Raw genomic sequence first — 10,112 nt, 5'->3', positions numbered from 1 at the left:
CCCCGCCGATGCGAACATGGCAGCTCCGGGCATGGCGACGCCGGGCGAGCCCTTGCCGCTGCCTGCCCAGCCCGCCGCCTTCGCCGGATCGACGCCGCTTGCCGCTCAGCCCGCCGTGATGGCCGGCACCTCGCCGCTCAGCCCGGGATCGGTCAAGCCGATGCCCGCCTACGCAACGGCCGCGATGGCGATGCCCGTAACCGGCCAGGCGGTGAAGGCGGCAACGATGCCGGGCGTCCAGCAGGTCGCCTATTTCGTGCCGCAGAACCCGGCGCTGCTTGCCCCGCCGGGCGAGCCGCAGCCGCACGCCACCGGGCCGCGCGCCGAGATCGAGCGGCTGATCGAGAAATACTCCGCGCTCTACGAGGTGCCCATCGATCTCGTGCGCCATGTCGTCAACCGCGAGAGCACCTTCAACCCGAAAGCCTACAATCACGGCCATTGGGGTCTGATGCAGATCAAGCACGCGACGGCGCGCGGCATGGGTTATGACGGGCCGGCGAGCGGTCTGTTCGACGCCGAGACCAATCTCAAATATGCGGTCAAGTATCTGCGCGGCGCCTGGCTGGTGTCGGGGGGCGATGAAAAGCGCGCCGACCGGCTCTACCAGAGCGGCTATTATTACGATGCCAAGCGCAAGGGCCTGCTGGAAGCGACCGGCCTCGGCGTTGACCGCGCGCGCCGCCGCCTGCAGCCCGACGCCTGAGCGCGATGCCGCGCCCGCCGGCACCTGACGACATCCGGCTGCGCAAGACCCTCGACGACGATCTGCCGCCGCCGCACTGGCCGGAGGGCTTTGTCATGCGCGGCTTCGAGCCCGCCGACGCGCGGCCCCTGCATGCGCTGCTCTCCGAAGTGTTCGACGACGGCACGGACGGGCCGTTCGACGAGTGGTGGCCGCGCATTTCCGGCGACGCCGGATTCGACCCCGCGCTGTGCTTCCTGGTCATCGATGCCAAGGGCCGGCTGGCGGGGGCGGCACTGTGCTGGGCGACAGCCTTCGTCAAGGACCTCGCCGTCCATCCGCAAGCGCGCGGCCATGGCATCGGCGAGGCGCTGATGCGGCAGGCCTTCATCGCTTTCCGCGACCGGGGTGCCGCTCATGTCGATCTCAAGACCAACACAGTGGAGAACGCCACTGCTGTCCGGCTCTATGAGCGGCTGGGCATGATGCCGGTCGACTGGGAAGGATAAGCGGCCGGCTCCCGGTGTTAGGGTGGCATTTGTCACATCGACGCTTTGCGGCGTGAAAGCAGGACTGCTTTGTGAACGGCTTCACATTAGCCGCTGCTTGCAAATGCTAACCCAGCGTCATGCCAAGCGGCCGATCGGCGGATCGCACGTTGGCAAGGCGTTGGGGTGGGCTGCGCCGGCATGTGTCAGCCACTCCACGGCGGGTCCCGGGGCGGGTTCGGGGCCCGCCTCGCCGCATGTCTTCTCAGATATCCGGCGCGTTGCCGATCCGGGGCTTGATCTCGAGCGCCCAGGCGCGACCCTCGTCGCCGCCCCACAGTAGCCAGGCGATGTAGCCCGCCGACGGGTTCTGCTCGTTGCCGTAGTTCTTGCCCTTTTTGTCGACCTCGTGGCGGGCGAAATAGCTGACCATGCGCCTGATCGTCGACGGCGAGAGCTTCCGCCGGTTCTTCAGCTCCGTCGCCCGCGCCACGCCGATCTCGGTGCCGCCGCGGCCGAATTTTTCGCGCAGCCTAAGGCCCTTGGCGGCGTTGTCGGCGACGATCCGCGGGCTGCGCAGGTCGATCTCGGCGGGGTCGTGCATGGTCGTCTCTCCGGCCTGGCAGCCAAGCTGACGACGAGAATGCAGGAAAGCTGGACTTGTGTGCAGCGTGTAAATCAACGCAACCCCAGCTGCCGATGCGGCGTTGGAATCGCGAGGGACCATTCCCGGATGGGAGACATCAGATGAAAACCCTTCTGACCGCGACCGTCGCAGCCCTGCTGGCCGGCGCGCCGGCCGCTCTGGCGCAATCGACGAACCAGGTCGCGCCCATGCTTGCCGACAGCAAGGTCGACACAAAGACCTTCGTCACCACCGTGCCCAACGCCAACGAATTCGAGATCCAGTCGAGCAGGCTGGCCGAGGAGAAGGCCTCCTCCGACGACATCAAGGCCTTCGCCAGAGAGATGATCGCGGACCACACCAAGGCGGGCGAGGATTTCAAGGCGGCGCTGAGCCAAGGCCAGACCACCGCCTCGATCAAGCCCGCCGGGCCCGCGCTCGGCCCTAAGGAACAGCAGATGCTGGGCGAGTTGAAGAGCGCGAGCGGCAAGGCGTTCGACCAGAAGTACATCAAGATGCAGACGGACGCGCACAAGGAGGCGGTCGCGCTGTTCAGCACCTATGCGAAATCGGGCGACGACCCGGCGATGAAGGAATTCGCCAAGAAGACGCTGCCGACGCTGAAGATGCATGAGAAGCACGTGAAGGAACTGGCAGTGGCGCATCAGGGGTGAGGGCAAGTCGTTCCCTTCTCCCCTTGTGGGAGAAGGTGGATCGGCGCGCCAGCGCCGAGACGGATGAGGGGTGTTGGAAGGAATGAGACAGTCGCGATTGTGCGCCTTCCCGGCGCCGACAGGACGGTTGTAAAACTGGCGCATCGCCAAGCTGGAGCACCCCTCATCCGACCGAGCTCCGCTCGGCCACCTTCTCCCACAAGGGGAGAAGGGGAGCGCGCTTCGACAATGCCGGCGTAGAACCAATGGAGCAGCCTGCCATGCCCAAGATCGACCTGTCATCCGTGCCAATCCGCAAGGGTTCCGGCTACCCTTCACCCTTCGATCAGCCCTGCGCCGGGCGCACGCGCCGCCGCCTGGGCGACTCGGGCGGCCTGAAGGATTTCGGCGTCAACCTGATGACGCTGCCGCCCGGCGGCTGGTCGAGCCAGCGCCACTGGCACAGCCATGAGGACGAGCTCGTCTATGTGCTGGAGGGCGAACTGACGCTGGTCGAGGACGGCCGCGAAACGCTGCTCAGGGCGGGCGATAGTGCTGCTTTCGTCAAGAACAGCGGCAACGGGCACCACATGATCAACCGCTCTTCGGCCACCGCGCGCTATCTGGAAGTTGGTTCGCGCAATCCGGAGGATGTCATAACCTGCTCCGACATCGACATGATGAGCCCGAGCTCGGATGGACGGTTTTTGCACAAGGATGGGAGGCCGTATCCGGGGCAGGGCTAGCCTCTTCCCTTCCACAAGGGGAGAAGGCCGCCGCTGGCTTTTCTCCGATGCGGCGATAAGCTCACTCCCAGACAAGGGAGGATTGTCATGGCCAAGGAAATCGTCGAAGTGCCGGTGCTGTCGGCGGCTGTGCGCGCGCTCGGCGTGCCGCTGTCGCTGGTGACCAGGGGGGCGGGGCTGGTCTTCGTCTCCGGCATGCCGCCGCTCGATGTTGCGACGGGCAAGCTGGTCAAGGGCGACATCGAGGTGCAGGCCGAGGCGTCGCTGAGGGCGATGAAGCATTGCCTGGATGCGGCGGGCAGCTCGCTGGACAAGGTGCTGATGGTGCGCATCTACGCCGCCAATGCCGGCTTCTACAACGCCATCAACCGCGTCTATGCAGAGCACTTCCCCGAAAACCCGCCGTCGCGCACCTTCGTGCCGGTAGCGTCATGGCCGATGGAGTTCGATATCGAGATCGAGTGTGTGGCGGTGGGGTGAAGGGAGAGTTGTCCCTGATCGAACTTGCGGGCGTTGAAAGCTGATGACTGACTTCACCCAAAATATTCCTGCAGCGGCGTGACCTCCAGGCTCCCGGCCCGCAGCGCCGCGATCGCCTCGGCGACCGCAGCAGCGCCCGACAGCGTCGTGTAGTACGGCACCTTCTGCATCAGCGTGGCACGTCGCAGTGACTTGGAGTCCGACACCGCCTTCTGGCCGTCGGTGGTGTTGAAGACGATCTGGACCTGGCGGTTGCGGATGGCGTCCTCGATGTGGGGGCGGCCTTCGAGCACCTTGTTGATCTTTTCGGCGACGACGCCGTTCTCGGCGAGGAAGCGGGCGGTGCCGGAGGTGGCGAGCACCTTGAAACCCTGGCCGGCGAGGCGCTTGACGGCGGGCAGGATGCCCTTCTTGTCCTCGTCGCGCACGGAGACGAACAGCGTGCCGGAGCGCGGCAGGTCGACATTGGCGCCGAGCTGGCTCTTGGCGAAGGCGAGCGCGAAGTCGCGGTCGAGGCCCATCACCTCGCCGGTCGAGCGCATTTCCGGTCCGAGCAGAATGTCGACGCCGGGGAAGCGGGCGAAGGGGAACACCGCTTCCTTGACCGCGATGTGGCCAGGATTGCGCGGGTCGGGCATCGGGCCGTAATGGGCGAAGGCGTTTTCCAGCGTCTCGCCGGCCATGATGCGGGCCGCGATCTTGGCGATCGGCCTGCCGATCGTCTTGGCGACGAAGGGCACGGTGCGCGAGGCGCGGGGGTTGACCTCCAGGACATAGACCGTGCCGTCCTGGATCGCGTATTGCACGTTCATCAGGCCGCCGACATTGAGCGCGCGAGCCAAGGCGGCCGTCTGCCGCTCCAACTCGTCGACAAGGTCCGAAGGCAGCGCGTGCACCGGCAGCGAGCAGGCCGAGTCGCCGGAATGGATGCCGGCCTCCTCGATATGCTCCAGGATGCCGGAGACGAAGGTCGCCTTGCCATCGCAGAGGCAGTCGACGTCGACCTCGATGGCGCCGGTCAAATAGGTGTCGAACAGAAGCGGGTTCTTGCCCAGCAGCGTGTTGATCTGACCGGTCTTGTCGTTGGGGTATTTCTGCTTGATGTCCTCCGGCACCAGGCCGGGCACGGTGTCGAGCAGATAGGTCTGCAGCATCCCCTCGTCATGGATGATCTGCATGGCGCGGCCGCCGAGCACATAGGACGGGCGCACCACCAGCGGGAAGCCGAGCTCGCCGGCGACGAGGCGGGCCTGCTCGACCGAATAGGCGATGCCGTTCTTCGGCTGGGTCAGGCCGAGCTTGTGCAGCAGCTTCTGGAAACGGTCGCGGTCCTCGGCGAGGTCGATCATGTCGGGAGAGGTGCCGAGGATCGGGATGCCGGCCTTCTCCAGCGCGTCGGCGAGCTTGAGCGGCGTCTGGCCGCCGAACTGGACGATGACGCCGACCAGTTCGCCGGACGCCTGCTCGGCGCGCAGGATCTCCAGCACGTCCTCCGCCGTCAGCGGGTCGAAATAGAGCCGGTCGGAGGTGTCGTAGTCGGTCGACACGGTCTCCGGGTTGCAGTTGACCATGATCGCCTCGTAGCCGGCGTCGCGTAGCGCAAACGCCGCGTGGCAGCAGCAATAGTCGAACTCGATGCCCTGGCCGATGCGGTTCGGGCCGCCGCCGAGGATGACGACCTTTTTGCGCGCCGACACCTTGGCCTCGTTGGCGAGGCTGCCTGCGAACGGAACCTCATAGGTCGAGTACATGTAGGCGGTGGGCGAGGCGAACTCGGCGGCGCAGGTGTCGATGCGCTTGTAGACCGGATGGACGTCGAGCTTTTCTCTGACCTTCTGAACCGCTTCGGCGTCGCTCTTCGTCAAGGATCCCAGGCGAGCGTCCGAAAAACCCATCGCCTTCAGCATGCGCAGGTTGGCGGCATCCTGCGGCAGGCCGTGCTCGCGCACGCGTTCCTCCATGGCGATGATGCCTGCGATCTGCTCGAGGAACCAAGGATCGATCTTGCACATGGCGTGCACGTCTTCCAGCGAGGTGCCCATGCGGATCGCCTGCGCCACCATGCGCAGCCGGTCCGGCGTCGGCGTGCCGAGTGCTGCGCGAATGGCGTTGCGGTCGTCGACGTGGCTGGCAGGCGCGGTGCCATGGCCAAGGCCGGGGATCTCGATTTCGTCCAGACCCGTCAGGCCGGTCTCCAGTCCGCGCAGCGCCTTCTGCAAGGACTCCTGGAAGGTGCGGCCGATGGCCATAACCTCGCCGACCGACTTCATGGCGGTGGTAAGCACCGGCTCGGCGCCGGGGAACTTTTCGAAGGCGAAGCGCGGGATCTTGGTCACCACGTAGTCGATCGACGGCTCGAACGAGGCCGGCGTCGCGCCGCCGGTGATGTCGTTCTCCAATTCGTCCAGGGTGTAGCCGACGGCGAGTTTTGCCGCGATCTTGGCGATCGGGAAACCGGTCGCCTTGGAGGCCAGAGCCGACGAGCGCGAGACGCGCGGGTTCATCTCGATCACCACCAGGCGGCCGTCGGCCGGATTGACGGCGAACTGCACGTTGGAGCCGCCGGTCTCGACGCCGATCTCGCGCAGCACCGCAATCGAGGCGTTGCGCATCATCTGGTATTCCTTGTCGGTCAAGGTCAACGCCGGCGCGACGGTGATCGAGTCGCCCGTGTGCACGCCCATCGGGTCGATGTTCTCGATCGAGCAGACGATGATGCAATTGTCCGCCCGGTCGCGGACGACCTCCATCTCGTATTCCTTCCAGCCGAGCACGCTCTCCTCGATCAACACTTCGGTGGTCGGCGAGGCGTCGAGGCCGGACTGGACGATGTCGTAGAATTCGGCGCGGTTGTAGGCGATGCCGCCGCCGGTGCCGCCCATGGTGAAGGAGGGGCGGATGATGGCCGGCAGGCCGACATGGTCGAGCGCCTGAGCGGCGATCGCCATGCCATGGCTGATGTAGCGCTGCTTGCGGTCGCCTTCGCCGAGGTTCCAGCGGGTTTCCAGCGCATCGAGCGCGGCATCGAGATTGTCGGGGTTCTCGGCCTTCAGCGCCGCGCGCTCGGCTTCGTGCGTCTTGCGGTCGGCATTCTTGACGTCGGTGGCGTTGGCCAGCATCGAGCGCGGCGTCTCAAGCCCGATCTTGCTCATCGCCTGGCGGAACAGCGCCCGGTCCTCGGCCTTGTCGATGGCGTGCGCGTCGGCGCCGATCATCTCGACTTGATAGCGCTCGAGCACGCCCATGCGGCGCAGCGACAAGGCGGTGTTTAGCGCCGTCTGGCCGCCCATGGTCGGCAGCAGCGCGTCCGGCCGCTCCTTGGCGATGATCTTGGCCACCACTTCCGGCGTGATCGGCTCGATATAGGTGGCGTCGGCCAGCTCCGGGTCGGTCATGATGGTGGCCGGGTTGGAGTTGACAAGGATGACGCGGAACCCCTCTTCCTTCAGCGCCTTGCAGGCCTGGGTGCCGGAATAATCGAACTCGCAGGCCTGGCCGATGACGATGGGGCCGGCCCCGATGATCAGGATCGACTTGATGTCGGTGCGTCTTGGCATGGTCTACGGGTTCCGTTCGGCGGGCGGCTTGCACGAAAAGCCGGGACGGGAGGACCCGGCCGGTTGTGCTTGTGATTCTGGTATCAGGCTAGGAGGGCCTTATAGGGAAGAGTTTTGCCGGATGTAACCCCGAAAATGCGGGATTAGGCAGTAGGGGTTAGGCAGCAGGGATTGGACAGTGGGGGTAGGGAAGGTTCAGGCGACTGGTGCCCATTCCCTACTGCCTGCTGCCTAATCCCTAATTCCCCAGCGCAAGCTGGTCCGTGATCTCGAAGCGCTCGGAAACGCCGACACGGATCATGTTGAGGCTGCCCTCGCGGGTGAAGCGGAATTCGTCCGGCGAATCCGAGCCAGCCGGCAGCCCGCCGTAGAAGGAGATGAGGCGCGTTCCGCCATCGGGCCAGGTCACGGTGACATCGGCCTTGTCCGCGCCCTTGTGCTCGATCCTTGCCTTGCAGAGGGTCATCGGCTGGCCCACATAGCGGGCGCAGGGAATGCCGGTCCCGGCATCGTCTGGCGCCTGCGGCGGCTCGAGCCGCGCGACGGTCGCGGTCTCGCCGGGGATTTCCCCGGTCGAGGGGTTTTCGCTTGCCGCGAAGGCAAGGCCATAGGCATCTTCCATCGCCGTCCTGCCGATCGCGGCGGCGGATTTCGGCGCGCCCTGATCTACCTCGCCGAAGCGCGCCGTCAGGTCGGGCGGTGGCGCGGGAGCAGCGGGCGCGTCCGTCGTCCCAGCGGCCGGCGACGGGTCCTCGGTCGGCATATCGTCCACGGTGGCCGGATTGCCGGGGGTCAGATAGCGCGCCGGCGCCCATCCCTTCACTTGCGGGTTGTCGACCTCCTCGACCTTGCACCAGGGATTGCCGTTGACCTCGTTGCAACCGAAATTCTTCACGCTGGCGCCGCCGGGCAGGCGTCCTTGCACCCTGCCGGTCGCCGACGCGGTGACGCGGATGTTGAGGAGATCGTCCGGCGCGAGGCCAGTGACGATGGAGACGATGGTGGTGGACGGATCCTCGGCTCTCGCCGGCAGGGCTGTCGCCAGCAAAAGGGCGGCGGCAAACGCGACCAGCATCGTTCCTGGCGTATTCGTGCGCCTCATCACCTGGCCATGGCCGATAGGTTCCATCTGGCAGGCTGGCGCTATGGCGCCGCCGCCTGCCGAGGCGGTTTTATAGAAGACGAGGCAGCGCCATGTCACCCCTGAAAAATTCCGAGCTGGCTCAGGCCGGCATGAGCAAGCTCAGCCCGGCATGAGCTAGCTCAGCCTTGCATGAATCCGGTTCTGAGCGCGTGCGCCCATTCCGGCCGTCCCGCCTGTTCGGCCTGCCTGGCCGCGGCCTCATGGTCGTAGTCGACGGCGATGGCCTCGAAGCGGTCGGGGCGGCCGTGCTCGCCGAGTTCGACGATGCCGTAGCGCGCATGCGGGGTGCCCTGCTCGGAGACATGCGCCGGCGGCGTGTCATCATCATAGGCCGGGCAACCAATGCTGCCGGGGTTGAAGATGACCGGGCCGCCGGGAATACGGATCAGCTCTGCGCGATGGCTGTGGCCGCACAGTACGATGCGGCAGGCGCGGTCGAGCGACTTCAGGCGCCGCCTGATCGCGGCCAGCGGCGCGCGCACCAGCTGGCCGTCGGTGATGGCATCGGCGAGATACTTTTCATCGTGGTCGGGGCGGGCGTGGAAGGCGACCACCCCGGGCGCGATCTCCAGCGTGAGCGGCAAGGCGAGCAGCGCCTCGCGCTGCGCCACCGTCAGCCGGTCCTGGGCGTAGCGGTCGGACGGCCACATCGTTTCGTCGGCGGGGTCCTGCGCCACGCGGCGGTCATGGTTGCCGCGCACGGTCGGCAGGTTGAGCGCCTGCAGCCGTTCCATCGTCTCGCGCGGCCAGAGCGGGCCGGAGACACAGTCGCCGAGATTGACGGCGATGTCGGCCCCGCCACGGCGCTCGAGATCGTCGAGCACCGCATCGAGGGCAAGCACATTGCCATGGATATCGGCGAGAACCGCAATGCGCATCAGGCGCCGATCTCGATCTCGGCGGCGCCGACCGTGGGCAGCGCCTTGTCGTCGCCGGCGGCGGCAATGACGCTGTCGAGCAGGCCGGGGAAGCGGCGGTCGAGGTCGTCGCGGCGCAGCGTGATCATGCGGTTGGTGCCGACAGCTTCGGTGCGGGTGACGCCGGCCTCGCGCAGTTTGGCCAGATGATAGCTGAGATTGGTCTTGGAGCCGAGATCGAGGAACTTGCTGCAGTTCATCGGCACGCCTTCCTTGCTGGCGAGAAAGCGCACGATGGCAAGCCTGGTCGGGTCGCCGAGCACGGCGAGCACGATCGGCAGGCTGATCTGGTCAGCATTTGGGTGAGGCAGTGTCATGCCCGAGAATTAAGCACAAACAGAGCCAACTTCAACGCGTCTCCTCCTGCGGCGGTTGCAAACGATCTGATCATCGCGGACCAGTCCTGACACAGGGCTGTCAGCAGGGTTCAGCTATTTTTCCCTGGCTTCATTGACATCATGCGTCGCCATGTCCAATTGTTCAATAACTTTTGAACTAAAAGGACACTCCCATGGACAAGCGGATCTTCTGGCTTGCGCTCGGTTCGTTCGCGATCTCGACCGAAGGCTTCGTCATCTCCAGCCTTCTGCCTGACATCGCGGCCGATGCTGGCATCTCCGTTCCGCTCGCCGGCTCGCTGATCACCGCTTTCGCGCTCGCCTATGCGTTCGGCGCGCCGATCCTGGCGACCTTGACCGGCGAGTGGGACCGGCGCAGCGTCATCCTGTGGACGCTCGTGTTCTTCGTGCTCGGCAATGTGGTGGCGGCTCTGAGCTCGTCGTTCGAATTGCTGTTGATCGCCCGCATGATCATTGCG

11 protein-coding genes are annotated in these 10,112 nt (G+C 65.9%); 6 read left to right on the top strand and 5 right to left on the bottom strand.

Annotation, left to right across the window (positions count from 1 at the left end):
* Together EN745_RS21680 and EN745_RS21675 are read left to right on the top strand one after the other, a co-directional pair.
* A partial coding sequence (locus tag EN745_RS21680) for a lytic transglycosylase domain-containing protein (protein WP_127422222.1) occupies positions 1-706 on the top strand: 706 nt, incomplete at its 5' end.
* A 5-nt stretch (positions 707-711) separates the two neighbouring features.
* Complete coding sequence (locus EN745_RS21675; protein WP_126058760.1) at positions 712-1,194, top strand: GNAT family N-acetyltransferase; 483 nt, start codon at positions 712-714, stop codon at positions 1,192-1,194.
* Positions 1,195-1,438: 244 nt separating this feature from the next.
* On the opposite strand, the gene EN745_RS21670 is transcribed toward EN745_RS21675, so the two are convergent.
* Positions 1,439-1,777, bottom strand: a complete 339-nt coding sequence (locus EN745_RS21670) for a hypothetical protein (RefSeq protein ID WP_126058761.1) — start codon at positions 1,775-1,777, stop codon at positions 1,439-1,441.
* A 143-nt stretch (positions 1,778-1,920) separates the two neighbouring features.
* Between EN745_RS21670 and EN745_RS21665 the strand changes: the two genes are divergently transcribed.
* From EN745_RS21665 to EN745_RS21655, 3 genes are all read left to right on the top strand, one after another.
* Positions 1,921-2,472: a DUF4142 domain-containing protein gene (locus EN745_RS21665; RefSeq protein ID WP_126058762.1), complete on the top strand. Its 552-nt coding sequence runs from the start codon at positions 1,921-1,923 to the stop codon at positions 2,470-2,472.
* A gap of 260 nt (positions 2,473-2,732) precedes the next feature.
* On the top strand, positions 2,733-3,197 hold the full coding sequence (locus EN745_RS21660) for a cupin domain-containing protein (protein WP_127422221.1): 465 nt from the start codon (positions 2,733-2,735) through the stop codon (positions 3,195-3,197).
* Positions 3,198-3,284: 87 nt separating this feature from the next.
* Positions 3,285-3,677 (top strand): RidA family protein, encoded by a 393-nt coding sequence (locus tag EN745_RS21655; RefSeq protein WP_127422220.1) that lies wholly within the window; start codon positions 3,285-3,287, stop codon positions 3,675-3,677.
* Between the two features lie 53 nt (positions 3,678-3,730).
* Here the strand turns inward: EN745_RS21655 and carB are convergent, their stop codons facing one another.
* The 4 genes from carB to EN745_RS21635 all read right to left on the bottom strand — a co-directional run bounded on the left by carB (position 3,731) and on the right by EN745_RS21635 (position 9,612).
* Positions 3,731-7,234 (bottom strand): carbamoyl-phosphate synthase large subunit, encoded by a 3,504-nt coding sequence (gene carB / locus EN745_RS21650; protein WP_127422219.1) that lies wholly within the window; start codon positions 7,232-7,234, stop codon positions 3,731-3,733.
* Positions 7,235-7,472: 238 nt separating this feature from the next.
* Complete coding sequence (locus tag EN745_RS21645) at positions 7,473-8,336, bottom strand: SH3 domain-containing protein (protein ID WP_127422218.1); 864 nt, start codon at positions 8,334-8,336, stop codon at positions 7,473-7,475.
* A gap of 161 nt (positions 8,337-8,497) precedes the next feature.
* Entirely contained in the window at positions 8,498-9,256 is a 759-nt protein-coding gene (locus EN745_RS21640) for a metallophosphoesterase family protein (RefSeq protein WP_127422217.1), read from the bottom strand.
* On the bottom strand, positions 9,256-9,612 hold the full coding sequence (locus EN745_RS21635) for a helix-turn-helix transcriptional regulator (RefSeq protein ID WP_127422216.1): 357 nt from the start codon (positions 9,610-9,612) through the stop codon (positions 9,256-9,258). The genes EN745_RS21640 and EN745_RS21635 overlap by 1 nt, the downstream gene beginning before the upstream one ends.
* Before the next feature lie 194 nt (positions 9,613-9,806).
* Between EN745_RS21635 and EN745_RS21630 the strand changes: the two genes are divergently transcribed.
* On the top strand, positions 9,807-10,112 hold a 306-nt coding region (locus EN745_RS21630; protein WP_145992088.1), incomplete at its 3' end, for an MFS transporter.

This window comes from Mesorhizobium sp. M4A.F.Ca.ET.022.05.2.1, from assembly GCF_003998845.1.
In the GTDB taxonomy this organism is placed as follows: Bacteria; Pseudomonadota; Alphaproteobacteria; order Rhizobiales; family Rhizobiaceae; genus Mesorhizobium.
This window is presented reverse-complemented; position numbering and strand designations above follow the sequence as displayed.

Excerpts from the sequence above, each read along its gene's own strand:
- EN745_RS21670 (WP_126058761.1), bottom strand. The coding sequence starts at position 1,777 with ATGCACGACCCCGCCGAGATCGACCTGCGCAGCCCGCGGATCGTCGCC.
- EN745_RS21645 (WP_127422218.1), bottom strand. The coding sequence starts at position 8,336 with ATGAGGCGCACGAATACGCCAGGAACGATGCTGGTCGCGTTTGCCGCC.
- carB (WP_127422219.1), bottom strand. The coding sequence starts at position 7,234 with ATGCCAAGACGCACCGACATCAAGTCGATCCTGATCATCGGGGCCGGC.
- EN745_RS21635 (WP_127422216.1), bottom strand. The coding sequence starts at position 9,612 with ATGACACTGCCTCACCCAAATGCTGACCAGATCAGCCTGCCGATCGTG.
- EN745_RS21665 (WP_126058762.1), top strand. The coding sequence starts at position 1,921 with ATGAAAACCCTTCTGACCGCGACCGTCGCAGCCCTGCTGGCCGGCGCG.
- EN745_RS21660 (WP_127422221.1), top strand. The coding sequence starts at position 2,733 with ATGCCCAAGATCGACCTGTCATCCGTGCCAATCCGCAAGGGTTCCGGC.
- EN745_RS21675 (WP_126058760.1), top strand. The coding sequence starts at position 712 with ATGCCGCGCCCGCCGGCACCTGACGACATCCGGCTGCGCAAGACCCTC.
- EN745_RS21640 (WP_127422217.1), bottom strand. The coding sequence starts at position 9,256 with ATGCGCATTGCGGTTCTCGCCGATATCCATGGCAATGTGCTTGCCCTC.
- EN745_RS21655 (WP_127422220.1), top strand. The coding sequence starts at position 3,285 with ATGGCCAAGGAAATCGTCGAAGTGCCGGTGCTGTCGGCGGCTGTGCGC.